The sequence below is a fragment of the Halomonas marinisediminis genome (assembly GCF_004347715.1).
In the GTDB taxonomy this organism is placed as follows: Bacteria; Pseudomonadota; Gammaproteobacteria; order Pseudomonadales; family Halomonadaceae; genus Halomonas; species Halomonas icarae.
Window position 1 is genome coordinate 1 of the sequence record NZ_SLTR01000007.1, and the last position, 23,642, is coordinate 23,642.

A 23,642-nucleotide genomic window follows, 5' to 3' on the forward strand; every position below is an offset into this window, starting at 1 on the left:
TGGTACGGACCCGTATGCCCGGTGGTGTGGGAGGGCGCCGGGGGCAACCCCGGCCCCTACCCGATGTGTGGGGAGATGGCGGGCGAGATGGTGGGGCGGGCAGAAGTGGCCTGGCCTTGGGGGCGGGAGCCTAGAGCAGGAAGTAGGTGGCCAGGCCCAGAAAGGACATGAAGCCCACCACATCGGTCACCGTGGTCAGAATCACCGAACCCGACAGCGCCGGGTCGATACCCACACGCTTGAGTAGCAGCGGGATGAGAATGCCCGCGACACCCGCCGCCAGCATGTTGATCGTCAGGGCGGCGGCGATGATCACGCTGATGGCGATACTCTTGAACCACAGCAGGGCCAGTACCGCCACGACCAGTGCCCAGAGCACGCCATTGAGGATGGCGATGCCGATCTCCTTGCGCAGCAGCCAGGCGCTGTTGGTATTGCTGATCTGCCCCAGGGCCAGGCCACGTATGGCCAGGGTCAGGGTCTGGCTGCCGGCGATGCCGCCCATGCTGGCGACGATTGGCATCAATACCGCCAGGGCGACAATCTGGTCCAGGGCATTCTCGAAACGTCCGATCACCCCGGCGGCCAGGAAGGCGGTGAGCAGGTTGATGCCCAGCCAGACGGCGCGCCGCTTGGCGCTGGGCAGCACGGGGGCGAACAGGTCCTCCTCCTCGTCGAGGCCGGCCATGTTCATCAGCGCCTGTTCGGAATCCTCGCGGATGACGTCGACGATATCGTCGATGACGATGCGACCGAGCAGCAGGCCCGATTCGTCCACCACGGGCGCCGAGGCCAGATCGTGCGTCTGGAACAGGGTGGCCACGTCACGCGACTTCATGTCGACTCGGATGCTATCGACCTCGTGGTCCATCAGGTCGGCCACCGCCATCTCGGGCGGGTGACTGATCAGCCGTGCTACCGGCAGGGTGCCCTGGAACAGGCCGTCACGGTCGACCACCATCAACAGGTGGGTGTTGTCGGGGATCGACTCCTTCCAGCGCAGGAAGCGGCACACCGTCTCGAGACTGACGTCGCTGCGCACCGTGATGGTATCGGTGCGCATCAGCCGACCTGCGCTGTCCTCCTCGAAGGAGAGGGTCTCCTCCAGGCGTTCGCGCTGCAGGGCGTCCATGGAGCGCAGCATGTCCTCGGCCACCTGCTGGGGCAGGTCCTCGAAGATCTCAGCCAGGTCCGTGGTGTCCATGCTGGTAGCAGCGGCCACGATCTCCTCGTGGTCCATATCATCGAGCAGGGTGCTGCGTACTTCATCATGGACGTGCAGCAGCACCTCGCCGTCGACCTCCCCCGGAACCCGTTTCCAGAGCTGGATACGAGCCACTGGCGGCAGCGACTCCAGCAGCAGGGCAATCTCGGCGGGTTCCAGATCGGCCAGCACGGCGTCGACGTCGTCGAGACGGTTCTCCCCCAGGGCGCGATGGATCCGGGACAGGCGGTGTTCGAGGGTTTCGGTGGTGTCGGCCATGTCAGTCTCCCTGGCTCCTCGGCGGTGTGGCAGTGATGCCGCACCCTTGGCGGCCTACAGTAGATCATAAAATTGGCAGCGGCTGTGACGTCGTTTCTGGCGTGAGGCACTGCTATACTCTCGCCCGCTCGCGACCACCACCCGCCGGAGATGCCATGTATTCCCTCGCTCGCTCGCTGCTCTTTCGCCTGGACGCCGAAACCGCCCATGGCGTGGCCTTGAAGGGGCTGGATCTGGCCAACCGCCTGGGCGTGGCGGCACGCCTCGGGGGCGAGCGGGTGGAGCACCCGGTAGAGCTCATGGGACTGCGCTTCCCCAACCGGGTGGGGCTTGCCGCCGGGCTCGACAAGAACGCCGATCATCTCGATGCCCTGGGTGCGCTGGGGTTCGGGTTCGTGGAGGTGGGGACCGTGACGCCCCGGCCTCAGTCCGGCAATCCGCGCCCACGGCTGTTTCGCCTGCCGGAGGCGGGCGCCATCATCAACCGCATGGGGTTCAACAACGCCGGGGTCGACCACCTGGTGGCCAGGGTCAGGGCCAGTCGCTTCGACGGCGTGATCGGCATCAATATCGGCAAGAATCTGACGACCCCGGTCGAGCAGGCGGTAGATGACTACCTGGCATGCCTGGAGAAGGTGCACCCTTACGCTCACTACATCACCGTGAACATCTCCTCACCCAACACCCCTGGGCTGCGTAACCTGCAGTTCGGTGATCACCTCGATGGTCTGCTGTCGGCGCTACGCGAGGCGGGTTCGCGTCTCGATCGCGACAGCGGGCGCCGGGTGCCCCTGGCGGTGAAGATCGCGCCGGACATGGATGCCGACGAGGTGGGGCTGGTCTCCCAATGTCTGGCGGCGAATGACATCGATGGGGTGATTGCCACCAACACCACCGTCTTGCGGGAGGCCGTCGAGGGGCTGGCCCATGCCGACGAACAGGGGGGACTCTCGGGGCGGCCGGTATTCGAGCCCTCCAATCGCGTTATCCGCGAGCTTCGCCGCCGTCTTCCCGAGATGCCGATCATCGGGGTGGGTGGCATCGACAGCGGCGAGGCGGCGGTGGCCAAGCGCGAGGCCGGCGCCGATCTGGTACAGCTCTATTCGGGGTTCATCTACCGCGGCCCGGCGCTGGTGGCGGAGTGCGGCCGAGCCTTGCGCGAGGCGCGCTGAGAGATAAGTGTGCTGGATAGAAGTGTACTAGATAGAAGCGTGCTAGATAGAAGTGCACGGAACGCAAAAAGCCCGCGGCTCGCCGCGGGCTTGAGGAAGCGTGAATCTCGCTTGATTCAGGTTTCGGGTTCACACCACCATGGGGTTCTTGTGGATGCCGGAAATGCCGGTCATGCCGTCCCATTGATCCCCACGACCTTCACGCCAACCGCTCATCCAGTATTCACGAAGATTGACGTCCTGACTGGGACAGTCATCACGGGAACGTCCTGAGACACCTGCCTTGTAGCCATGCGTATAGGCACGCTGGAAGCGATCACGTTTCTGTCGTTTCATTGGACTACCTCTTGATAAGGTATCTAACTGGCTCGGGAGTGACTCGCGCCGAGCCGTAACAAGCCTCGAGCCCAGTAATGTGGTAAGGCGGGCTCGATGACAGCAAACGCATGCGTGTTCTTAGTAGCTACTGCCCTATTGATAGCCCAACTCGCTCCGCGTTGTCGACCAACGATTTGTAACAACTCGTTCACCTGCCTGACATGGTGCACATTTATCCTTCTGCCTTCGCGGTGATTGCCGATGACTCCGACTCCATCCGACCCTTCCCTTGATCTACAGGTAACCTGCCCCCGTGGCCTCGAGGAGCTGCTGAGCGAGGAGCTGGAAGCCCTCGGTGCCGTGCCCGTCAAGAGCACGGTGGGAGCGGTAAGTGCGCGAGCCGATCAGGTCACCGCCTATCGGGTCTGCCTGTGGTCACGTCTGGCCAACCGGGTGATCCTGTGTCTGGTTCGCGATGAGGGCATCGACACGCCCGAGCAGCTTCGAGAGGCGGTAGCTGCGATCCCCTGGGAGTCGCACCTGCCCCTCTCCGCCAGCCTGGCGGTGGACTTCCATGGTCGCAGCGAGGCGATCCGTCATACCCGCTTCGGCGCCCAAACGGTGAAGGATGGTGTGGTGGATCGCCTGCAGGCCCGCGGCCTGCCGCGCCCTTCGGTGGATCTCAAGCAGCCCGATCTGCGCTGTTACGCCAACCTGCATCGCGGTCGCCTGGTGGTGGGCATCGACCTCTCGGGCGTGAGTCTTCATCGTCGTGGCTATCGCCGCGATGTCGGTCATGCGCCGCTCAAGGAGAACCTGGCCGCGGCACTGCTGTTGCGTGCCGGCTGGCCCGAGCTGGCTCGCCAGGGCGCCCCGCTGGTGGATCCACTGTGTGGAGCGGGCACACTGTTGATCGAGGCGGCGATGATGGCGGCCGATATGGCCCCTGGTCTGGCGCGTGACCGCTTCGGCTTTCACGGTTGGGCGGGCCACGACGAGGGGGGCTGGCGAGAGCTCAGGCGCGAGGCCGAGGCGCGGGCGAGCATCGGCCGCAAGCGCTGTCGCTCGCGATTCTACGGCTTCGACCAGAGTCCGACGGCGCTTGCCGCCGCCAAGGCCAATGCCATGCGTGCCGGTATCCCGGCGCTGATTGAGCTTCGCGGCGCGGGGCTCGGTGAGCTGACATGCCCCCAGGGCCTCGAGGAGGCGTCACCGGGGCTATTGATCACCAACCCACCCTATGGCGAGCGCCTCGGCGAGCTGCCCGAGCTGGTGACCCTCTATGCCCGGTTGGGCGAGAGGGTGCGTGATGCCTTTCCTGGCTGGCAGTTGGCGGTTTTCACCGGTAATCCCGATCTCGGCCATCGCATCGGCCTGCGCGCTCACAAGCAGTACGCACTGCGCAATGGCCCTCTGGAGACCAAGCTGCTGCTGATGGCGGTGCCTGAACGGCAGGATGGGCAGGCGGAGGCTACGCCGGCGCGCTCTCAAGGGGCGCAGATGTTCGCCAATCGGCTGGAGAAGAATCGTCGGCGCCTGAAGAAGTGGCTCAAGCGCAGCGGCGAGCAGTGCTATCGCCTCTATGATGCCGATATGCCCGAGTATGCGATGGCGGTGGACGTCTACGCCGACTGGGTGCATGTGCAGGAGTATGCCGCACCGAAGTCGGTGGATGCCGATCAAGCCCAGAAACGGCTGTTCGAGGCATTGGCGGTGATCCCCGAGGTGCTCGAGGTGGCCCCCACACGGGTGGTGGTCAAGCGGCGGCAGCGTCAGAGCGGCCGTGCCCAGTATGAGAAGCAGGCCGCCACCGGCGAGCGTTTCGAGGTTCGGGAAGGGCCGGCCAGGCTGTGGATCAACCTGCGCGACTACCTGGACACCGGCCTGTTCCTCGACCATCGTCCGGTTCGCCGAATGCTTGGCGAGATGGCGGTGGGCAGGCGCTTCCTCAACCTCTTCTGCTATACGGGGGCCGCCACCGTGCAGGCGGCGCTGGGTAGCGGGGAGGCAGGCGGTGCCTCGGAAAGCGTCAGTGTCGACCTCTCCAACACCTACCTGCAATGGGCGCGAGATAACTTCGCCCTCAACCGTCTCGATCCGGGCCGGCATCGCGTGGTGCGCGAGGATTGCCTGCGCTGGCTGGAGCGTGCCAACGCCGAGTTCGATCTGATCTTCATGGATCCGCCCACCTTCTCCAACTCCAAGAAGATGGAGGACACCCTGGATATCCAGCGCGACCATGGCCGGCTGGTTCGCCTGGCCATGGCGCGCCTGGCGCCGGGCGGGACGCTGGTGTTCTCCAACAACCAGCGCCGCTTCAAGCTGGATGCCGATCTGGTCGAGCACTATGCGGTGAAGGAGATCTCGGGACAGACCTTCGATCCCGACTTTGTGCGCAATCCCGATCTGCATCATGTCTTCCTGATCCGTCATCGCGAGGACGGGGAGGCGTCGGCATGATCCAGCTGACTCTCTACACGACGCTGGGGTGCCATCTCTGCCAGCAGCTGGAGGGGCTGCTGGCTCAGCTATCTCGTGAGCCGGTGGCGCTCGAGCGAGTCGAGATCAGCGAGGATGATCTCCTGCTGGCTCGCTACGGGGTGCGTATTCCGGTACTGGTGGATGCCGTAGGCAACGAGCTCGACCGCGGCTTCGAGGCAGAGCGCCTGGCGACCTGGCTCGAGGCGCGTGGCTGGCTGGATGACAAGGCCTGGCAGGCGCTGCGTTGTGGGCTGAATGGTGAGGACGAGGCACCTGAAGCCTGTGGTTCGATAATGCGCGGTGGGCGGCGCTATCTGAGCTAAGCCGGCTTGAGCTTGAAGAGCGTCGCTTCGTTCCTGGAAGCGAGAAGCTTGAAGAAGAGGCTTGGCCCCCTGATGGGCCAACTCATGCTGCCTTCCAGCTACGGCTCAAGTAGGGATAGCTGGCTCATGGCTTCTCGTCCCTCGGGGCTGTGATCCTCCACTTCCAGCACCTTGCGAAAGCCTCGTGATGCCTGGATGGTGGCCTCATCGGCCAGCCACATCAGGGTTTGCTCGCGGTCATCGGCCAGCTGGTGCTTCAGCCCGCCGAACTGGGTGCCGATCTGCCCCCAGGCGCGGCTGAAGATCCAGTCGCCAAACATGTCCTGGTGGATATGCACCAGGACATAGTCATGGTCGGTTTCCCAGCGAATGATCATCGAAGCTCCCGAGCTGCTCTGTGCCGGCCTGGACGGCGAGGTGATAAGGTAGGACGTATTGTAATGCCTTGTCGGAGTGGAACAACGCCCATGAAGATCCTCGTTGATGCCAATGTGCCTGCCGCGGAGACGTGCTTCGCGGCACTGGGCGAGGTGGTGCGTCTGCCGGGCCGCGAGATCGATGCCGCGTCCCTGCGGGATATCGATGCACTGGTGGTTCGATCCATCACGCGGGTCGACGAGACGCTGCTCGCCGAGGCATCACGCTTGCGCTTCGTGGGCACCTGCACCATCGGGACCGATCATGTCGATACCCGGCTGCTGGCCGAACGCGGCATCACCTTCGCCAGCGCCCCGGGCTGCAACGCCGAGGCGGTGGTCGACTATGTGCTGATCAGCCTGCTGACGCTCGCCGAGCGGCAAGGCTGGCGGCTTGCCGAGCGCCGGCTGGGCGTCGTCGGAGCCGGCAATGTGGGCGGGCGGCTGCTGGCGCGTCTCTCGGCCATGGGCATTGATTGTCTGGCCTGCGACCCGCCCCGGGTTGAAGCAGAGAGTGTCGAGGCGGAGCGTGCCGGGAGGGGGGGCGCCGAGGACGAGGCGTCGGCCGGCTTCGTGAACCTGGATACCCTGATCGACGAGTGCGACGTGCTCTGCCTGCATACCCCTCTGGTTCGCCAGGGTCTCCATGCCACCCACCATCTGCTGGATGCCGAGCGCATCGCCGCTCTGGCACCGGGGTCGTTGCTGCTCAACGCCGGGCGCGGTGATTGTGTCGATGGCCAGGCCCTGCGCGCCCGCCTGAGCGGAGAGGGAGATATCAGCGCGATTCTCGATGTCTTCGAGAATGAACCGGGCGTCGACGCCTCGCTGGCCGACCTTGCCGAAGTCGCCACACCGCATATTGCCGGCTACAGCCTCGACGGCAAGCTGCGCGGTACCCACCAGATCACTCGTGCGCTCTGTCGCGCCTTCGGCCTGCCGTGCCGGATGACCCTGGAGGAGCTGCTGCCGACGCCACCGCTGCGCTCCCTCGAACTTGGTGAAGGGCTCGAGCAGGAGGAGGCGCTGCGCCTGGCCATGCGAGCCGTCTACGACCCGCGCCGTGATCATGACTCTCTGAGGCGTGCTAGTCGCCGGCAGGGCATGGCCAGAGGTTTCGACGCCTGCCGGGCCAACTACCCCCTGCGCCGTGAATTCGCCACCCTGGAGGTGGCCCTGGCCGAAGAGGATCGGCACCTGGCCACATTGATGGCGGGGGCGGGGTTTCGTATGAGGCGACGGCTTGAGTGACAGGACAATGTTTTCCTCCTAACGCAGAGGGCCCGCCATTGGCGGGCCCTCTGTGGTTGTGCATTGGGGAGGCTTACTGTCGGTAGGCGGCCTCCTTGAGGGCGCGGATGCGGTCATCCAGTGGGGGGTGGCTGGCGAACAGGCGCTCCACCAGCGAACGGGTCTGCCCCTTGGTGATGGCCATGGCACGCAGGGTATCGGGCATCTGGTCGGGCAGCTCGGTCTCGGCCTTGAGGCGGGCGAGGGCGTTGATCATCGCGCCGGAGCCGGCCAGCTCGGCACCGGCAGCGTCGGCGCGATACTCGCGGAAGCGCGAGAACCAGGCGACGATGGCGGAGGCGGCGATGCCGAAGATGATCTCGGCGACCATCACCACGGCGAAGTAGCCCATGAAGCCCAGGCCACCCTCGCCATCGCTGCGGGCACGCAGAAACTGGTCGACCAGCTGGGCGACCACCCGGGCGAAGAACATCACGAAGGTATTCACCACACCCTGGATCAGCGCCAGGGTGACCATGTCGCCGTTGGCCACATGGCCGATCTCGTGGGCCAGTACCGCGCGCACCTCTTCCGGACGCATTCGGTTGAGCAGGCCGGCGGAGACCGCCACCAGGGCATCATCCTTGTTCCAGCCCGTGGCGAAGGCGTTGGACTGCTGGGCCGGGAAGATACCGACTTCCGGGGTCTTGATGCCGGCATCCCGGGCCAGCTCCGCCACGGTGTCCACCAGCCACTTCTCGGTGGCGTTGGAGGGCGTCTCGATGACCACGGTGCCGGTGCTGCGCTTGGCCATCCACTTGGAGATGAACAGCGAGACCATCGAGCCGGCCATGCCGAAGATGAAGCAGAAGATCAGCAGGCTCTGGAAGTTGATGCCCTGGCCGCTGAGGTAGCTGTCCACGCCCAGCAGGCGCAGGGTGACACTGGCCACCAGTAGTACTGCCAGGTTGGTGGCCAGGAAGAGCAGGATTCGCATCATGTCGGTGGATCTCCATCGATCATCGAAAGGAAGCCGCCCGATGTGGGCGGCAGGAACAGACTATTGCTTAGATACGACCGGGCGGTGCGGGTTTCAAGCCCTGAATTCGCTCGGCTCGTTAGGGAGTTACTGGCGATAGCGCGACAGGAAGCGGGCGAAACGGTCCAGGGCATCGCCGAGCTGGTCGGCCCAGGGCAGGGTGACGATCCGCACATGGTCGGGGTCCGGCCAGTTGAAGGCGGTCCCCTGGACCAGCAGGATCTTCTCCTGCAGCAGCAGGTCGAGCACCAGCTGCTGATCGTCCTGGATGTTGTAGACCTTGGGGTCCAGGCGCGGGAAGGCATAGAGCGCTCCCTTGGGCTTCACGCAGGAGACGCCGGGGATGGCGTTGAGCCTTTCAAAGGTGATATCGCGCTGGGCCCGCAGGCGGCCGCCGGGCAGGATCAGGTCGTTGATCGACTGGTAGCCACCGAGGGCGGTCTGGATGGCATGCTGGGCCGGCACATTGGCGCACAGGCGCATGGAGGCGAGCATGGTCAACCCCTGGATGAAGTCGGCGGCACGCTGCTTGGCGATGTTGCCGGATAGGATCATCCAGCCCGAGCGGAAACCGGCACAGCGGTAGCTCTTGGAGAGACCGTTCAGGGTGACGACCAGCTGGTCCTCGCCGGCCAGGGCGCCGGTGGAGACGTGTTCCACATCGTCGTAGAGGATCTTGTCGTAGATCTCGTCGGAGAACACCACCAGATCGTGCTGGCGGGCGATCTCGAGCAGTTCACGCACCACCTCCGGGGGGTAGACCGCCCCGGTGGGGTTGTTGGGGTTGATGATCACGATCGCCCGGGTGTGGGCGGTGATCTTGGCGCGGATATCGTCGAGGTCCGGTGCCCAGTCCGCCTGTTCATCGCACAGGTAGTGCACGGCATGGCCGCCGGAGAGGTTGGCGGCGGCGGTCCATAGCGGGTAGTCGGGCGCCGGTATCAGTACCTCGTCGCCGTCGTTGAGCAGTGCCTGGAGCGTCATCACGATGAGCTCGGAGACGCCGTTGCCGATATAGATATCCTCGATTCCCACACCCGGGATTTCCCGGCGCTGGCACTCCTGCATGATCGCCTTGCGCGCCGAGTATAGCCCCTTGGAGTCGCAGTACCCCTGGGCCGTGGGCAGGTTGCGCATCACATCCTGCAGGATCTCCTCGGGGGCCTCGAAGCCGAATGGCGCGGGGTTGCCGATATTGAGCTTGAGGATGCGCTGGCCCTCCTCTTCCAGACGCTTGGCGTGGTCGAGTACCGGACCGCGGATGTCGTAGCAGACATTATGCAGCTTGTGGGATTTGCGAAGCGGAGGGGTGTCCATGTCGTTCGGTGTCCTGGTCGGCGAGGGCGATAGGATTAGGGGGTGTCTGGATCGGCGTCATCGCCGCCGTCCGGCTCCAGGGCGGGCTCGGGCGGGATATCATCCGGGGTTTCCAGGGTCAGGCGACCGAGTTTGCCGTCGCGCAGCTCATGCAGCAGCACCTCGGCGCCACGGTGCAGGTCCACTTCGCCGCCGGGACGCAGGCCACCGCGCTTGGCGGCGATCTCGGCCAGGATCGCATGACCGTCGAACCCGGCCACGGCGAGCAGGTCCACTCGCGCCGGGCCATCGGCCTCTACCCGGTCGGCATCGGGGTTGGCCTGGTAGCCGGGCAGCGCCTTGAGCCGGTAGCGTGCCGTGAGGGCCTCGGGGTAGCGCCTGGCCAGTTCGGCGGCGGTGACCATGGCGACATCCACGTAGTCGATGGCAGTGTCACGGATGGCACCGCTCGCCGCCAGGCGGTAGGCGCTGGCCTGGTCCTCGATCTTGGGCCAGAGCACCCCGGGGGTGTCGATAAGGGCCACGCGCCCGTTGATGCGAACCTTCTGCTGGCGCTTGGTCACCGCGGGCTCATTGCCGGTCCTGGCGATGCTCTTGCCGGCCAGGCCATTGATCAGGGTCGACTTGCCGACATTGGGGATGCCCATCACCATCACGCGCACGTCTCGGTCGGCGCGAATCTGGCCGGCAAGCTCGTGGCAGAGCCTGGGGATGCGCTTGAGTTCCTTGACCTTGGTGGTGGTCACGGCGAGCGCTCGCATATCGGGCTGGGCATCGAAGTGGGCGGTCCACTCCCGGGTTCGCTCCGGATCGGCCAGGTCGGCCCGGGAGAGGATCTTGAGCACCGGCTTGTGGCGCGTCAGCTCCGCCAGCATGGGGTTGGCGCTGGAGTAGGGCAGGCGGGCGTCGAGGACCTCGACCACCACGTCGATCTCCGGCAGCGCCTCGGTGATCTGGCGCCGCGCCTTGTGCATGTGTCCCGGGTACCAGCCGAGCATGGGCCTCTCCTGCCTGTAGAAATCGGCCGCCCATGTTAGCAGATACACGGCCCTGTCAGGGGCACCCTGGGTCATCGCAGATGGCAGTACCGCTCAAGGCTGTTCCGGCGACAGGCCGTCGAGGGGGCGCTACGAGTACTTCCCTGTAGGCTACCTCGGCCATCCCTGGTCCTCGGACCCCCTCTCCGACCTGCCCCCGGCGCCTTTCACTATCATCCTGTCAGTAACTGCGATACTGCTGGGAGGCACCCGGGCCGATTGCGCGGCCTACTCGCCGGCGTGGAAGTCGAGCGCCACGGAGTTGATGCAGTAGCGCAGGCCGGTGGTGTCGCGTGGGCCGTCGGGAAAGACGTGCCCGAGATGGGCGCTGCAGCGCGCGCAGGTCACCTCGGTGCGGCGCATGCCGTGGGAGGTGTCGACGTGCTCCTCCACGCAGGAAGGGGTCATGGGACGGTCGAAGCTCGGCCAGCCACAGCCGGCGTCGAACTTGTGCTCGTTCTCGAACAGGGGCGCGTTGCAGCAGACACAGTGGTAGATGCCGTGCTCGTCGGTGACCCGGTAGTCGCCGCTGAAGGGAGGTTCGGTGCCCTTCTCACGGGTGACGCGGTACTGTTCCGGGGTAAGCGTCTTACGCCATTCGGCGTCGGGCTTGTCGATCTTCAAGGGCATGGGGCTCTCCTTGTCATCGGGGTGATGTCTCCATTGTGGCATGCACCTGGCCAGGTGGGGGAGCCCCCTACCGGCAAGGATTCACGCCCCCTCAACGCAGACGCCCCCGGTAGGATGCCGGGGGCGACTGGCGTCGAGCGTGGAATGTGGCGGTGAAACGTTAGACGTTGAAACGGAAATGGATCACGTCGCCATCCTTGACGATGTACTCCTTGCCTTCCAGGCGCCACTTGCCGGCGTCCTTGGCGCCCTGCTCGCCACCCAGCGTGACGAAGTCCTCGTAGGCGACGACCTCGGCGCGGATGAAGCCCTTCTGGAAGTCGGTGTGGATCACGCCGGCGGCCTCGGGGGCGGTGGCACCCACCTTCACGGTCCAGGCGCGGACCTCCTTCACTCCGGCGGTAAAGTAGGTCTGCAGGCCGAGGAGGGCGTAGCCGGCACGGATGACGCGATCGAGACCGGGCTCTTCCATGCCCATCTCGTCGAGGAACATGGCGCGCTCCTCGTTGTCCAGCTCGGCGATCTCGGCCTCGAGCTGGTTGCACACCGGTACCACCACGGCCCCTTCCTCTGCTGCTATCTCCCGGACCACGTCCAGGTAGGGGTTGGACTCGAAGCCGTCCTCGTTGACGTTGGCGATGTACATGGTGGGCTTGAGGGTCAGGAAGCCGAAGCCCTTGAGCTGATGCTGCTCCTCCTCGTCCAGCCCGAAGCTTCTCAGCGGCATGCCCTCGGCCAGGTGGGGCTGGATGCGCTCGAGGATCGCCTTGGTGGCGATGGCCTCCTTGTCACCGCCCTTCGCCACGCGGACCAGGCGCTGGATGGCGCGTTCCACGGTGTCGAGGTCGGCCAGCGCGAGTTCCATGTTGATGATCTCGATATCGGCACGCGGGTCGACCTGGTTGGCGACATGGATCACGTTGTCGTTATCGAAGCAGCGCACCACATGGGCGATGGCCTGGGTCTCGCGGATATTGGCCAGGAACTTGTTGCCAAGACCTTCGCCCTTGGAGGCGCCGGCGACCAGACCGGCGATATCGACGAACTCCATCGTGGTCGGCAGCACCTTCTGCGGCTTGACGATCTCCGCCAGCTTGTCGAGTCGCGGATCGGGCATCGGCACGATGCCCACGTTGGGCTCGATGGTGCAGAAGGGGAAGTTCTCGGCGTCGATGCCGGACTTGGTCAACGCATTGAAGAGGGTCGACTTGCCGACATTCGGCAGGCCGACGATACCGCAGTTGAAACCCATGGGATCATCCTGGAAAGCGTGTTCGCGAGTGAAAAGTAGCGAGTATTCTACTCGACCGAGCGGTAAGCCATAAGCGGTAAGCCCTAACAAAGCCCTTCTGGCCAGCAAAGGGTGCGACTTACCGCGTGTACCTTCAGCCTGTGGCTGGCCTGTCAGCCGGCGGCTGAAAAGCTGTGCAGCCGGTTCATGGCCTTGGTCCAGTGGCCGTCGATGGCGTCGGGCAGGGTGGCCAGGCTCTCGTCGATGGCGGCCTCGATGGCGATATGCTCGGCCTTTCCGGGGCGGCCCAGCACGTAGTTGGTGACCTGGCGCGAGTCGCCGGGGTGGCCGATGCCGAGACGCAGGCGGTGGAAGTCCCGTGTGTTGCCCAGGGCGCTGATGATATCGCGCAGGCCGTTATGGCCGCCATGGCCACCGCCGGTCTTGAACCGGGCGCTGCCCGGCGGCAGGTCGAGCTCGTCATGAACGACCAGCAGCTCATCGGGAGCCAGCTTGTAGAATTGACAGAGTCCCGCCACCGCACCGCCGCTGCGGTTCATGAAGGTGGTGGGGTTGAGCAGATGGAGGTCGCGTCCCTCGAACTGGACCCTGGCATGCAGGCCCAGGAACTTGCGGTCGGCGCGCAGCTCACCCCCGGCGCGGCGCGCCAGGGCCTCCACCAGCCAGGCCCCGGCATTATGGCGGGTGGCCTCGTAGTCGGCGCCGGGATTGCCCAGCCCGATGATCGCTCTGACCTGACTCATGTGTCACCTCCAAAAAAAATCAAGCGCCGGGGCGCTTGATCATCGGCAGAGGGGCCGCGCCAGGCGCGGCCCCTGAGCGGGTAAGGATTACTCCTCGCCCTGCTCGCCTTCTTCGCCGCCTTCGGCATCTTCCGCGTCATCATCCGCGGAGCGCACCTTGGCCTTGACGATGCTCAGGATCGGACCGTCGTGGTCTTCGCCCAGTGACAGTGCCGGGATGGTGACGCCGGCCGGCAGGCTCAGGTCGGAGAGGTGCTTGATGGCACCGACCTCGAGATCGCTGATGTCGAACTCCAGGTAGTCGGGCAGGTCCTTGGGCAGACAGCTGATCTCGACGTCGGAAGCCAGCTGGTGCAGCTCGCCGTCCTGGTCCTTGATGCCCACACAGGCCTCTTCACCGGCGAGGTGCAGCGGCACACGGGTGGTGAACTCCTGGTTGGCTGCCACACGCAGGAAGTCGGCGTGGGTGATCAGCGGCTTGAAGGGGTGACGCTGCAGGTCGCGTACCACGACCTGCTCGCTCTTGCCGTCGACGACCAGGTTGATGATGGAGGAGAAGAACACCTCTTCCTCGATCGCCTTGTAGAAGGCAGCCTTCTCGACGGAGATCGGCTGTGGCTCCTTCTCACCACCATAGATAATGGCGGGAACCTGCTCGTTCGCACGACGCAGGCGGCGGCTCGCACCTTTCCCCAGGTCGTTACGAACGCTGGCATTAAGAATAAAATCGGACATGGAATTGCCTCTTGCTTGAAGTAGGAAAGCGTCAGGGACCGCGACCAGAGCCCTGACACTTCCGGGTGCCCCGAAGGGCGCTTTCCGGCGCCTGTCGTGCCGAGGTGGAGCTAACTAAGTGGAGCTCTCTCAGTGGAACATGGCGCTGACGGATTCCTCGTTGCTCACCCGGCGGATCGCCTCGGCGATCAGGCCGGCGACGCTCAGCTGGCGGATCCTGCCGCTGCGGCATGCCGTCTCGGAGAGCGGAATGGTATCGGCGACGACGACCTCGTCGAGCACCGAACCGACGATATTGTCCACCGCCGGGCCCGAGAGAATGGGGTGGGTAGCGTAGGCCACCACGCGCTCGGCGCCGTGATCCTTGAGCGCTTCGCCGGCCTTGCACAGGGTGCCGGCGGTATCGATCATGTCATCTACCACGACGCAGTTGCGCCCTTCGATCTCGCCGATGATGTGCATCACCTGGGCCTGGTTGGCCGCGGGGCGACGCTTGTCGATGATGGCAAGATCGGCATTGAGCTGCTTGGCGATGGCGCGGGCACGCACCACGCCGCCGACGTCAGGAGAGACCACCACCAGGTTCTCGTAGTTCTGACGCTCGATGTCATCGAGCAGGATCGGCGAGCCGTAGACGTTGTCGACCGGCACGTCGAAGAAGCCCTGGATCTGGTCGGCGTGGAGGTCCATGGTCATGACACGGTCAACGCCGGCCTTGACCATCATGTCGGCGACGATCTTGGCCGAGATCGGCACACGGGCGGAGCGCACGCGACGGTCCTGACGGGCATAGCCGAAGTAGGGCACCACGGCGGTGATCCGCGATGCAGATGCCCGGCGCAGGGCATCTATCATCAGGATCAGCTCCATCAGGTTCTCATTGGTCGGCGCACAGGTGGACTGCAGAACGAACACGTCCTTGCCGCGCACGTTCTCGTTGATCTCAACCGCTATCTCGCCGTCGCTGAACTGGCCGACCGTGGCATTGCCCTGGCGGGTGTCCAGACTCTCGGCGATCTTGCGGGCGAGTTCGGGATTGGCATTCCCGGCGAAAACCATCAATTTTGACACGCGCAGCCACCTATGCAGTGTGTTGGGTCATCGGGGGGGGATCGTCCGTGATCAGCGATCCAGAGCGTCATGCAGCGGAGAACGGTTCAGACCGCGGGCCTTGAAGGCTTGCCAGCGGCCATCGATCTCACCCAGCAGCCGGTCGGCTTCCTGTTCGTCTGCCAGACGGGCGAAGACGCAGGCACCGGTGCCGGTCAGCATGCTGGGGGCACGTCGAGCCAGCCAGTCCAATGCCGAGGTTACCGCTGGATAGAGCGACCTGACTGTTGCCTCGCAGTCGTTGCGCCAGCTGGACGCTCCCCCCTGCAGGGCGCGCGCCATGGTAATAGGGGGGGTGTGGCGTGTCAATTCAGGAGCCTTGAAGACTGCCGGTGTCGCCACCTCGATGCCGGGGTGAACCACCACGAACCAGGGCGTGTCGAGATCCACCGGGGTGAGGCGTTCGCCGACGCCTTCGGCCCAGGCGGCATGGCCGTGCACGAAGACCGGCACATCGGCACCCAGGGTCAGACCCAGCTCGGCGAGAGTGTCGAGCGACAGCCCCAGGCCCCATAGGGCATCGAGGCCAAGCAGGCTGGTGGCGGCATCCGAGCTGCCGCCGCCCAGGCCACCCCCCATGGGCAGCCGCTTCTCGAGATGAATGTCGGCGCCCAGGGTGCAGCCGCTCCGCTCCTGTAGCAGGCGTGCCGCGCGCACGATGAGGTTCCGCTCGTGGGGGACACCGGCAACTTCCGGCGCAAGGCGGATCTCTCCGTCTTCGCGTCGGGTGAAATGCAGGGTGTCATCGTGATCGAGGAATTGAAACAGCGTCTGCAGCTCGTGATAGCCGTCGGGACGGCGGCCGGTGATATGCAGCATGCGGTTGAGCTTGGCGGGGGCGGGCAGGCGAAGGCTCGCGCCTTGGGTGCTGTGTTCAGGCATCGTCGATCACCGGGCGCCACTCGTTGATCACCAGGGTGACGCGTAGATCCCCGTAGTGCATTACCAGCCGGCGTGGCAGCCACAGGCCGTCGGTATGGGTCCAGTCTCGGTAGTCGATCTCCCAGCCGGCCTGTTGTAGTCGAGCCGGGAACCCCAGCTCGTCCTTCTCGAGTCGATAGGGATGACCGTCACCCGGCAGGCCACGCACCCAGTCGGACAGGGCGCCGAGTGGCAGCGACCAGCCCAACTGCTGCTCCATCAGCGCCTCGGGGGTTTCGGCCTCGAATCGTCCCTCCGAGGTGGTCATCGAGAAGCGACCCTCGCGCCCCTCCAGGGTGCTGCGGCCGCTGCCGAAGGGCCCGCTGATCAGCAGTCGGTAGTAGTGGGGGTGCTGGCTCCAGTCGAGGTTGGCGCTGGTGGAGTCCTCGGGAGTGCGCAGTCCGGCCTTGCCGGCCAGCCGCCAGGTATCCAGTGCTTCGAGGCGCTGCTGCTGGGTCTGCCACTGCCCCGAGGCACGCTCCCCTTCGGGGAGTGGTGCCTGGCGTGCACAGCCGGCGACCAGGGTCAGCAGCAGGGTGGCGATGACAAGCGGCGAGTAGTGACGTTGCATGGTTGTCTCGTGGTCAGTTGGGTGTGGCGGCGGGGGCCAGCTCGGGGATCCGGCGCAGCAGGTCGTCGATCAGTGGGTGCTCATCGAGGCGATCGAGGATCCCGCGGATCAGCTCCCGGGCCTCGTCGCGTCTCTCCAGGGTCCATAGCACCTCGGCCAGGTGGGCGGCGATCTCCTGGTCGGGCATGGCGCGATAGGCTCGCTCGAGCCAGGGAAGGGCGCCCTGGGGGTCACCTTCGCGGTAGTGCACCCAACCCAGGCTATCAAGAATCGCCGGGCTGTCGGGGTCGAGGGCATGGGCTCGCTCGATCAGTTCGCGGGCCTCGTCGAGCCGTGCCCTGGATCCCTGGTCGACGAGGGTATAGCCCAGTGCGTTGAGTGCCAGGGCGCTATCGGGGTTATGCTCGATGATGCGCCGGAGATCACGCTCCATGCCATCCAGGTCATCCGCCTCCCAGGCGCGCATGCCGCGCAGATAAAGCAGCTGTTCGTCGGCAGGCGCGCGTGTCAGTTCGCGGTCGAGCAGGGCATCGGCCGCGTCGCCGAGCCCCTCACGATCGAGCAGCTCCACCTCCAGGGCGACCAGGTCGCTATGGCTGTCGGCATGACGCAGCCGCTCGCGGCGCAGGAAGACGCGTGCATCGTTCAGTCGGCCATTCTCCATCAGCATCTCGGCGGCACGCAGACGACTGAGCAGAAAGGCCTCCTCCGCCGGTACCTGACGGTAATAAAGCAGGGCGTTGTCGATCTCGCCTTCGTCACGGGAAATATCGCCCAGCAGCAGGAGCGCCTCGGCCGAGGGCTCGGGACGCGCCGCTAAAGGAAGAAGCAGGCGCCGCGCCGGCTCTCGGTGTCCCTCCTCCAGGTAGAGGCGCGCCAGGCCGATGCGCAGTGCGTTATCGCCGGTGTGCTTCTCGAGCAGGGCTTCGGTCTGCACCTCGGCAGCGGCGACATTGCCCAGACGAAGCTCGCTTTGCGCCAGCAGAAGAATGAAGCGCGCATCGTCGGGCGAGACGGCGAGGCCGCGGCGCGCGGCGGCGCGAGCGGCGTGGGGGTCGTCCGCCGCCTGGGCCAGCCGGGCTCGGGTCAGCCACAGGGCCGGCAGCTCCGGAGCCCGGGCATCGAGACGCGCCAGGCGTCTGCTGGCGGCGGCGGTTTCCCCGGCGGCCACTTCGAGCATCGCGGTGGCGAGCTCGGCATCATGGCGGCGGGCATCCTCGGGGGCCGTGTCCAGATGGTCACGCAGCCGGGCCAGCAGGGGTGCCGGGGCGGCGTTGGTGGCCAGGGCGGCCTCCACCAGCGAAGAGATCTCGCTGTCGCCGCCTTCTCGAACCAGTGCCAGTCGCTGGCGCAGCGCTTCATCCCAGTCGCCACGCTGCACGGCGAGGCCGGCCAGCAGCCGGGCCGGGGCGACGCTGTCGGGGGCCAGCCCCTGCCACTCCCTGGCGGCACGGTCGAGCAGCTCGCGCTCATTGCCGAAGCTTGCGGCCAGCGCCGCCCGCTCTGCCAGGCCGGCGCTGCGGTAGCGTTGGCTGGCTGTGAGGTAGCCCTCGGCGGCACGCCGGTAGTCGCCGCGCTGTCCGGCCAGCTCCGCGGTGATAAGGCCGGCCAGGCCCTCGGCGTCCAGGCCCTGCTCGATAGGCGGGGCACCGACCAGCGGGTCCTCCATCACCTGGGGCGCACCATCGTCGAGCGGCCACGACTGGCAGCCGGCCAGCAGCAACGCCAGTGCCGACGTCGCCAGCGATTGAGGTATCAGGGAGTAAAGGGCGCGGGCCATGGGTGTCTCGCTTGTGGTGCGGTGGTCTCAGCATAACGGCTCGGCCGGCGTGGGCAAAGGCACGCCCTGTCGTCGGAACAGCCTTGTGCGGTGCTGTCATCCGGGCTAGCCCGGATGGGCCGCCATCGGCTGTCGGATGTGATAGAATCCATGCGCCTCGATTGCGAGGTCTTAATGGCCGCACACCCCACGTTCAAGATGCCCGACGCATGACGCTGCTTGCCCTTGGAATCAATCACCGTACCGCCACCGTCGAGGTGCGCGAACAGGTGGCCTTTGCCCCCGCCGAGCTCGATGCCGCGCTAGGTGAGCTGCGCGGCCTGCCCGAGGTCAAGGAGGCGGCTGTCCTCTCGACCTGCAATCGCACGGAACTCTACTGCGTGACAGAGTCCGCAGGCGAGGCAGCCGTTCTGGAGTGGCTAGGCCGCTTCCACGGCCTGCCGGTCGAGGATCTCACCCGGTGTGCCTACCATTATCTGGACAACGAGGCCGCCCGCCACCTGATGCGCGTCGCGGTAGGCCTGGACTCGATGGTGCTGGGCGAGCCGCAGATCCTCGGTCAGCTCAAGGACGCCTATCAGGCCAGCCGCCTGGGGAAAGGACTCGGCAAGGAGCTGGAGTGCCTGTTCCAGCACACCTTCGCCGTGGCCAAGCAGGTGCGAACGGAAACCGGCATCGGCCGCAATCCGGTCTCGGTCGCCTATGCGGCGGTCAGCCTGGCGAGCCGAATTTTCGATGACTTCGGCCGTGCGCGAGCACTGCTGATCGGCGCCGGCGAGACCATCGAGCTGGTGGCCCGTCATCTGAAGGAGGCGGGTGTCAGCCAGCTGACCGTGGCCAACCGCACCCGAGAGCGCGGCGAGCAGGTGGCCGCGCCCCTGGGTGGGCAGGCGATCACCCTGGACGCCATCCCCGAAGCCCTGGCCGAGGCGGATATCGTCATCTCCTCCACCTCAGCCCCGCTGCCGATTCTCGGCAAGGGCATGGTGGAGCGGGCGCTGAAGAAGCGTCGCCACCGACCGATCTTCATGGTCGATATCGCCGTACCTCGGGATATCGAGCCCGAGGTGGGGCAGCTCGCCGACATCTTCCTCTATACGGTGGACGACCTTCAGGAGGTGATCGCCGAGAACCGCCGTCACCGCCAGGTCGCGGCCGACCAGGCGGAGTCGCTGATCGAGCACGGCGTGGGCGCCTGGCAACACGACCGACGCATCCGCAGCGGGGGCGAGCTGATTCATGACTATCGCTCCCGGGGTGAGGCGCATCGCGACCACTCTCTGGAGCAGGCGATGACGCGTCTGGCGCGTGGCGAGGACCCCGAGGCCGTGGTTCGACGACTGGCTCATCAGCTGACCAACCGGCTGCTGCATGGCCCCACCGTGGCGCTGCGCGAGGCTGCCTCTGCCGAGCGCCACGATCTGCTCGAGGCGGCCAGCGCGCTGCTGCTCGAGGCGACCCCCGATACGACCACCCGATAGGATCGACGAATGAAAGCTTCCCTGCGCCAGCGTCTCGACGACTTCGGCGAGCGCTTCGAGGAGCTCGCCGCCCTGCTGGCGGCGCCCGAGGTGATCGGCGACCAGGCCCGATTCCGCGACTACTCCCGTGAATACGCCGAGCTCGAGGCTCTGGTGGAAACATGGCGTGAGTATCGTGCCGTGGAGGGCAATATCGAGGAAGCCGAGCTGCTCGCCTCCGACAGCGACCCCGAGATGCGCGAACTCGCCGAGATGGAGCTGAGCGAGAGTCGCGAGAAGCGCGACGCCCTGGAGGGAGAGCTCAAGCGCCTGCTGGTGCCCAAGGATCCCGATGATGGCCGCGGGGTCTTCCTGGAGGTCCGGGCGGGCACCGGTGGTGACGAGGCGGCGCTGTTTGCCGGTGACCTGTTTCGCATGTACTCGCGCTACGCCGAAAAGCATGGCTGGAAGGTGGAGGTGGTCAGCGCCAACCACGGTGAACAGGGTGGCTACAAGGAGGTCATCGCGCGCATCAAGGGGGAGGGGGCCTATGCTCGGCTCAAGTTCGAGTCCGGCGCCCACCGCGTGCAGCGTGTGCCGGCCACCGAGTCCCAGGGGCGCATCCACACCTCGGCCTGTACCGTGGCGGTAATGCCCGAGGTGGATGCGGTGGGCGACATCGATCTCGACCCCAGCGACCTGCGTGTGGATACCTTCCGCTCCAGCGGCGCCGGCGGCCAGCACGTCAACACCACCGATTCGGCGATTCGCATCACTCACCTCCCGAGCGGTGTGGTGGTGGAGTGCCAGGAGGAGCGTAGTCAGCACAAGAATCGCGCCAAGGCGATGTCGCTGCTGGCCGCGCGTCTCAAGCAGCACGCCGTGGATAGCCAGCGTCAGCAGCAGGCCGATACGCGGCGAAGCCTGGTCGGTTCCGGGGATCGCAGTGAGCGCATCCGCACCTACAACTTCCCCCAGGGGCGGGTCACCGATCACCGCATCAACCTGACCCTCTACAAGCTCTCCGAGGTGATCGGTGGCGAACATCTCGACGAGGTGATCGAGCCCCTGATCCACGAATACCAGGCCGAACAGCTCGCCGCCCTGCAGCAGGAGGCTTGAAGTGCGGGGAGCAGTGACCCTCGATGCCCTGCTGGCCCATTCCTCGGCCAGGCTGAGCGCGGCTGGCTCCCCCACGGCGCGCCTCGACGCCGAGGTTCTGCTCTGCCATGTATTGGGCGTCGAGCGCACCTGGCTCTATACCTGGGGCGATCGTCGGGCCGATGTTGAGGCGGCGGCGCGCTTTCGAGCGCTGGTGGCACGTCGCGAGGCGGGGGAACCGGTGGCCTATCTTACCGGCGAGCGGGAGTTCTGGGGCCTGCGCCTGGCGACCGACCCCAGCACGCTGATCCCGCGACCCGACACCGAGACCCTGGTCGAGTCCGCCCTGTCGCTGGCGGAAGAGCCCGAGGGCAAGCTGCTCGACCTGGGCACCGGCAGCGGGGCCATCGCCCTGGCCTTTGCCAGCGAGCGCCCCGCCTGGCGAGTGCTGGGCCTGGATATCCGTCCCGAGGCGGTCGCCCTGGCGCAACACAACGCCACACGACTCGCCCTTGCCAACGTCGAGTTTCGCGAGAGCGACTGGTTTGCCGCTCTGAAGGATGAGGAGTGCAAAACACGCTTCTCTCTTATCGTCTCCAATCCGCCCTACATCGCCGAGGATGATCCCCACCTGGCCATGGGGGATGTGCGTTTCGAGCCACGTTCGGCGCTGGTGGCCGATGGCGATGGACTGGCAGACCTGAACCACCTGGTGACGATGGCGCGGGAGCACCTGCTGCCCGGCGGCTGGCTGCTGCTGGAGCATGGCTGGAGCCAGGCCGCGGCGGTGCGCGAGGCGCTCGTGGCGGCAGGTTACCGCGAGGTAGCCAGCCGCCGGGATCTCGGCGGCCATGAGCGGGTCAGCCTGGGGCGACTATCGCCTTGATTGGCCGGCTGGCCGTGGAGGGTAGAGCCAGTCGGGGTGCTCTCGGCGAGTCAGACCAAGCGTTGATAGCCGTCGATGCTTTGCTGTGGTACATCTTTTGTAGATGATATTTCCGTTAGCTGCCGCGGAGCAGGGTGAATCCTGGTAGATTCTGCTGTTGCGGCGGCGCTAATGCCCCTTCGACGGTGTCCCCCACTCCATGAAAGCCAAGACTCGTACCCTCGATCGCATCGACCTGAAGATCCTGCGCTGCCTGCAGGAGAACGCCCGCATCTCTTATGTCGACCTCGCCAGCCAGGTGGGGCTCTCCACCACCCCTTGCCTGGAGAGGGTCAAGCGGCTGGAACGTTCGGGGGTGATCCGTGGCTACCGGGCGGTGCTTGATCCCCGGGCCCTCAAGGCCAATCTGCTGGTGTTCGTCGAGATCAGCCTGGAGACCCAGTCGCCGGCGGTATTCGACGAGTTCCGTCGTGCCGTGGCGCGCCTGCCGCAGATCCAGGAGTGCCATCTGGTCTCGGGGCAATTCGACTATATCCTCAAGTGTCGCATTCCTGAGATGTCCGCCTATCGCCAGCTGCTGGGTGATGTGGTGCTGACCCTGCCTGGGGTCAAGGAGTCCAAGAGCTATGTGGTGATGGAGGAGGTCAAGGAGGAGTTCTCCCTTCACATCCCCGATATCGAGGAGCTTGAACACAAGTGAGCCGCGCCATGAATGACCAGGAACTGCTGCGTTACAGCCGCCAGATCATGCTGGAGTCCATCGACATCGAGGGGCAGGAGCGCCTGCTCGCCAGCCATGTTCTGATCGTCGGCGCCGGTGGGCTCGGTTCGCCGGTGGCCCTCTACCTGGCGGCTGCCGGGGTCGGACGGTTGACCCTGGCCGATGCCGATGAAGTCGAGCTCTCCAACCTGCAGCGCCAGATCGCCCATGGCGAAGCGGACCTGGGGCGCAACAAGGCCGACTCGGCGCGCGAAGCGGCACAGGCGCTCAACCCGAGGTGTGGCATCGAGACGCTCACCGATCACCTGCAGGGGGAGAGCATGGCGGCGGCGGTAGCCAGCGTCGACGCGGTACTCGACTGCACCGATCGCTTCTCCAGCCGTTATGCGATCAACGCCGCCTGCCGCGCGGCCGGGGTGCCGCTGATCTCCGGCGCGGCGATCCGCTTCTCGGGCCAGCTGGCGGTATTCGATCATCGCGACCCCGACAGTCCCTGCTATGCCTGTCTCTATCCGCCCGATGGGCAGGGCGATCAGGCGCTCTCCTGTGCCGAAAGTGGCGTGGTGGCACCGCTGGTGGGACTGGTCGGAAGCTTTCAGGCACTCGAGGCGATCAAGCTGCTGAGCGGCGCCGGGGCGACTCATCAGGGCCTCTCCACCTTCGATGGCCTGAGCGGGGAATGGCGCCGCTTCGGCATCTCCCGCGACCCCGCCTGCGGCACCTGCGGCGATCGAGCGTCTGCCCCGTGATGGTGGCTTCCTGACACGGTTGGCAACGCACCGGGTTCGGGTCTGGTGTCCTGCTGGCGGGTGATCCGGGGCTGAGCTGGAACTGAGATTGAGCTGAGTAGATGGCTCTCCATGTGACGCCCCGGGGGCTTGTGGCGTGGCTGGTCGGGGCAAGGTGTTATTGAATA

General features: G+C 65.8%; 23 protein-coding genes. 9 read left to right on the top strand and 14 right to left on the bottom strand.

Annotation, left to right across the window (positions count from 1 at the left end; all coding sequences use genetic code 11):
* Nucleotides 1-130: 130 nt before the first annotated feature.
* On the bottom strand, nucleotides 131-1,483 hold the full coding sequence (gene mgtE / locus E0702_RS06850) for a magnesium transporter (RefSeq protein ID WP_132042246.1): 1,353 nt from the start codon (nucleotides 1,481-1,483) through the stop codon (nucleotides 131-133).
* A gap of 155 nt (nucleotides 1,484-1,638) precedes the next feature.
* Here mgtE and E0702_RS06855 point away from each other — a divergent pair, with 155 nt between their 5' ends.
* Complete coding sequence (locus E0702_RS06855; RefSeq protein WP_132042247.1) at nucleotides 1,639-2,655, top strand: quinone-dependent dihydroorotate dehydrogenase; 1,017 nt, start codon at nucleotides 1,639-1,641, stop codon at nucleotides 2,653-2,655.
* Nucleotides 2,656-2,784: 129 nt separating this feature from the next.
* Here the strand turns inward: E0702_RS06855 and rmf are convergent, their stop codons facing one another.
* The gene (rmf, locus tag E0702_RS06860) at nucleotides 2,785-2,991 is read right to left on the bottom strand and encodes a ribosome modulation factor (protein WP_132042248.1); all 207 of its coding nucleotides are present in this window, start codon (nucleotides 2,989-2,991) and stop codon (nucleotides 2,785-2,787) included.
* A gap of 243 nt (nucleotides 2,992-3,234) precedes the next feature.
* Here rmf and rlmKL point away from each other — a divergent pair, with 243 nt between their 5' ends.
* Nucleotides 3,235-5,433, top strand: coding sequence for a bifunctional 23S rRNA (guanine(2069)-N(7))-methyltransferase RlmK/23S rRNA (guanine(2445)-N(2))-methyltransferase RlmL (gene rlmKL, locus E0702_RS06865; protein WP_132042249.1), 2,199 nt, complete (start codon nucleotides 3,235-3,237; stop codon nucleotides 5,431-5,433).
* Nucleotides 5,430-5,777 carry a glutaredoxin family protein gene (locus E0702_RS06870; protein ID WP_132042250.1) on the top strand — a complete coding sequence of 116 codons (348 nt, stop codon included), beginning with the start codon at nucleotides 5,430-5,432 and terminating at the stop codon, nucleotides 5,775-5,777. The genes rlmKL and E0702_RS06870 overlap by 4 nt, the downstream gene beginning before the upstream one ends.
* Nucleotides 5,778-5,875: 98 nt before the next feature.
* On the opposite strand, the gene E0702_RS06875 is transcribed toward E0702_RS06870, so the two are convergent.
* Nucleotides 5,876-6,154, bottom strand: a complete 279-nt coding sequence (locus E0702_RS06875; protein ID WP_132042251.1) for a hypothetical protein — start codon at nucleotides 6,152-6,154, stop codon at nucleotides 5,876-5,878.
* A gap of 90 nt (nucleotides 6,155-6,244) precedes the next feature.
* Here E0702_RS06875 and pdxB point away from each other — a divergent pair, with 90 nt between their 5' ends.
* On the top strand, nucleotides 6,245-7,444 hold the full coding sequence (pdxB, locus tag E0702_RS06880) for a 4-phosphoerythronate dehydrogenase PdxB (RefSeq protein WP_132042252.1): 1,200 nt from the start codon (nucleotides 6,245-6,247) through the stop codon (nucleotides 7,442-7,444).
* A gap of 73 nt (nucleotides 7,445-7,517) precedes the next feature.
* On the opposite strand, the gene htpX is transcribed toward pdxB, so the two are convergent.
* From htpX to E0702_RS06935, 11 genes are all read right to left on the bottom strand, one after another.
* A complete protein-coding gene (htpX, locus tag E0702_RS06885) occupies nucleotides 7,518-8,423 on the bottom strand; it encodes a protease HtpX (RefSeq protein ID WP_132042253.1) in 906 nt (301 codons plus the stop codon).
* 126 nt (nucleotides 8,424-8,549) lie between these two features.
* Complete coding sequence (locus tag E0702_RS06890; protein WP_132042254.1) at nucleotides 8,550-9,779, bottom strand: pyridoxal phosphate-dependent aminotransferase; 1,230 nt, start codon at nucleotides 9,777-9,779, stop codon at nucleotides 8,550-8,552.
* Nucleotides 9,780-9,814: 35 nt separating this feature from the next.
* On the bottom strand, nucleotides 9,815-10,777 hold the full coding sequence (gene ylqF, locus E0702_RS06895; RefSeq protein WP_132042255.1) for a ribosome biogenesis GTPase YlqF: 963 nt from the start codon (nucleotides 10,775-10,777) through the stop codon (nucleotides 9,815-9,817).
* A 267-nt stretch (nucleotides 10,778-11,044) separates the two neighbouring features.
* Nucleotides 11,045-11,446 (bottom strand): peptide-methionine (R)-S-oxide reductase MsrB, encoded by a 402-nt coding sequence (gene msrB, locus E0702_RS06900; RefSeq protein ID WP_132042256.1) that lies wholly within the window; start codon nucleotides 11,444-11,446, stop codon nucleotides 11,045-11,047.
* A 160-nt stretch (nucleotides 11,447-11,606) separates the two neighbouring features.
* Complete coding sequence (ychF, locus tag E0702_RS06905) at nucleotides 11,607-12,698, bottom strand: redox-regulated ATPase YchF (protein WP_132042257.1); 1,092 nt, start codon at nucleotides 12,696-12,698, stop codon at nucleotides 11,607-11,609.
* A 152-nt stretch (nucleotides 12,699-12,850) separates the two neighbouring features.
* On the bottom strand, nucleotides 12,851-13,441 hold the full coding sequence (gene pth, locus E0702_RS06910; RefSeq protein ID WP_132042258.1) for an aminoacyl-tRNA hydrolase: 591 nt from the start codon (nucleotides 13,439-13,441) through the stop codon (nucleotides 12,851-12,853).
* A gap of 87 nt (nucleotides 13,442-13,528) precedes the next feature.
* Nucleotides 13,529-14,176, bottom strand: coding sequence for a 50S ribosomal protein L25/general stress protein Ctc (locus tag E0702_RS06915; RefSeq protein WP_132042259.1), 648 nt, complete (start codon nucleotides 14,174-14,176; stop codon nucleotides 13,529-13,531).
* A 129-nt stretch (nucleotides 14,177-14,305) separates the two neighbouring features.
* Nucleotides 14,306-15,247, bottom strand: coding sequence for a ribose-phosphate pyrophosphokinase (locus E0702_RS06920; protein ID WP_195689480.1), 942 nt, complete (start codon nucleotides 15,245-15,247; stop codon nucleotides 14,306-14,308).
* Nucleotides 15,248-15,298: 51 nt separating this feature from the next.
* Nucleotides 15,299-16,168, bottom strand: a complete 870-nt coding sequence (gene ispE / locus E0702_RS06925) for a 4-(cytidine 5'-diphospho)-2-C-methyl-D-erythritol kinase (protein WP_132042260.1) — start codon at nucleotides 16,166-16,168, stop codon at nucleotides 15,299-15,301.
* Nucleotides 16,161-16,778, bottom strand: coding sequence for a lipoprotein insertase outer membrane protein LolB (lolB, locus tag E0702_RS06930; protein WP_132042261.1), 618 nt, complete (start codon nucleotides 16,776-16,778; stop codon nucleotides 16,161-16,163). The genes ispE and lolB overlap by 8 nt, the downstream gene beginning before the upstream one ends.
* Nucleotides 16,779-16,791: 13 nt before the next feature.
* The gene (locus tag E0702_RS06935; protein ID WP_132042262.1) at nucleotides 16,792-18,558 is read right to left on the bottom strand and encodes a tetratricopeptide repeat protein; all 1,767 of its coding nucleotides are present in this window, start codon (nucleotides 18,556-18,558) and stop codon (nucleotides 16,792-16,794) included.
* A 209-nt stretch (nucleotides 18,559-18,767) separates the two neighbouring features.
* On the opposite strand from E0702_RS06935, the gene hemA reads away from it, so the two are divergent.
* The 5 genes from hemA (at nucleotide 18,768) to E0702_RS06960 (ending at nucleotide 23,475) form a co-directional block, all read left to right on the top strand.
* Complete coding sequence (hemA, locus tag E0702_RS06940) at nucleotides 18,768-20,039, top strand: glutamyl-tRNA reductase (protein ID WP_132042263.1); 1,272 nt, start codon at nucleotides 18,768-18,770, stop codon at nucleotides 20,037-20,039.
* A gap of 9 nt (nucleotides 20,040-20,048) precedes the next feature.
* Nucleotides 20,049-21,140 (top strand): peptide chain release factor 1, encoded by a 1,092-nt coding sequence (gene prfA, locus E0702_RS06945; protein WP_132042264.1) that lies wholly within the window; start codon nucleotides 20,049-20,051, stop codon nucleotides 21,138-21,140.
* A 13-nt stretch (nucleotides 21,141-21,153) separates the two neighbouring features.
* Nucleotides 21,154-22,005, top strand: a complete 852-nt coding sequence (gene prmC, locus E0702_RS06950) for a peptide chain release factor N(5)-glutamine methyltransferase (protein WP_132042446.1) — start codon at nucleotides 21,154-21,156, stop codon at nucleotides 22,003-22,005.
* A 199-nt stretch (nucleotides 22,006-22,204) separates the two neighbouring features.
* Nucleotides 22,205-22,705, top strand: a complete 501-nt coding sequence (locus E0702_RS06955) for an Lrp/AsnC ligand binding domain-containing protein (RefSeq protein WP_132042265.1) — start codon at nucleotides 22,205-22,207, stop codon at nucleotides 22,703-22,705.
* A gap of 8 nt (nucleotides 22,706-22,713) precedes the next feature.
* Nucleotides 22,714-23,475: a HesA/MoeB/ThiF family protein gene (locus tag E0702_RS06960; RefSeq protein ID WP_132042266.1), complete on the top strand. Its 762-nt coding sequence runs from the start codon at nucleotides 22,714-22,716 to the stop codon at nucleotides 23,473-23,475.
* Nucleotides 23,476-23,642 lie beyond the last annotated feature (167 nt).

What these genes read in the sequence shown, in the direction of transcription:
- msrB (WP_132042256.1), bottom strand. Translation starts at nt 11,446, where the DNA reads ATGCCCTTGAAGATCGACAAGCCCGACGCCGAATGGCGTAAGACGCTT.
- mgtE (WP_132042246.1), bottom strand. Translation starts at nt 1,483, where the DNA reads ATGGCCGACACCACCGAAACCCTCGAACACCGCCTGTCCCGGATCCAT.
- htpX (WP_132042253.1), bottom strand. Translation starts at nt 8,423, where the DNA reads ATGATGCGAATCCTGCTCTTCCTGGCCACCAACCTGGCAGTACTACTG.
- E0702_RS06855 (WP_132042247.1), top strand. Translation starts at nt 1,639, where the DNA reads ATGTATTCCCTCGCTCGCTCGCTGCTCTTTCGCCTGGACGCCGAAACC.
- ispE (WP_132042260.1), bottom strand. Translation starts at nt 16,168, where the DNA reads ATGCCTGAACACAGCACCCAAGGCGCGAGCCTTCGCCTGCCCGCCCCC.
- rlmKL (WP_132042249.1), top strand. Translation starts at nt 3,235, where the DNA reads ATGACTCCGACTCCATCCGACCCTTCCCTTGATCTACAGGTAACCTGC.
- E0702_RS06875 (WP_132042251.1), bottom strand. Translation starts at nt 6,154, where the DNA reads ATGATCATTCGCTGGGAAACCGACCATGACTATGTCCTGGTGCATATC.
- E0702_RS06955 (WP_132042265.1), top strand. Translation starts at nt 22,205, where the DNA reads ATGAAAGCCAAGACTCGTACCCTCGATCGCATCGACCTGAAGATCCTG.
- prfA (WP_132042264.1), top strand. Translation starts at nt 20,049, where the DNA reads ATGAAAGCTTCCCTGCGCCAGCGTCTCGACGACTTCGGCGAGCGCTTC.
- ychF (WP_132042257.1), bottom strand. Translation starts at nt 12,698, where the DNA reads ATGGGTTTCAACTGCGGTATCGTCGGCCTGCCGAATGTCGGCAAGTCG.
- E0702_RS06960 (WP_132042266.1), top strand. Translation starts at nt 22,714, where the DNA reads ATGAATGACCAGGAACTGCTGCGTTACAGCCGCCAGATCATGCTGGAG.
- hemA (WP_132042263.1), top strand. Translation starts at nt 18,768, where the DNA reads ATGACGCTGCTTGCCCTTGGAATCAATCACCGTACCGCCACCGTCGAG.
- rmf (WP_132042248.1), bottom strand. Translation starts at nt 2,991, where the DNA reads ATGAAACGACAGAAACGTGATCGCTTCCAGCGTGCCTATACGCATGGC.
- ylqF (WP_132042255.1), bottom strand. Translation starts at nt 10,777, where the DNA reads ATGCTCGGCTGGTACCCGGGACACATGCACAAGGCGCGGCGCCAGATC.
- E0702_RS06935 (WP_132042262.1), bottom strand. Translation starts at nt 18,558, where the DNA reads ATGGCCCGCGCCCTTTACTCCCTGATACCTCAATCGCTGGCGACGTCG.
- pdxB (WP_132042252.1), top strand. Translation starts at nt 6,245, where the DNA reads ATGAAGATCCTCGTTGATGCCAATGTGCCTGCCGCGGAGACGTGCTTC.
- E0702_RS06915 (WP_132042259.1), bottom strand. Translation starts at nt 14,176, where the DNA reads ATGTCCGATTTTATTCTTAATGCCAGCGTTCGTAACGACCTGGGGAAA.
- E0702_RS06890 (WP_132042254.1), bottom strand. Translation starts at nt 9,779, where the DNA reads ATGGACACCCCTCCGCTTCGCAAATCCCACAAGCTGCATAATGTCTGC.
- E0702_RS06870 (WP_132042250.1), top strand. Translation starts at nt 5,430, where the DNA reads ATGATCCAGCTGACTCTCTACACGACGCTGGGGTGCCATCTCTGCCAG.
- lolB (WP_132042261.1), bottom strand. Translation starts at nt 16,778, where the DNA reads ATGCAACGTCACTACTCGCCGCTTGTCATCGCCACCCTGCTGCTGACC.
- pth (WP_132042258.1), bottom strand. Translation starts at nt 13,441, where the DNA reads ATGAGTCAGGTCAGAGCGATCATCGGGCTGGGCAATCCCGGCGCCGAC.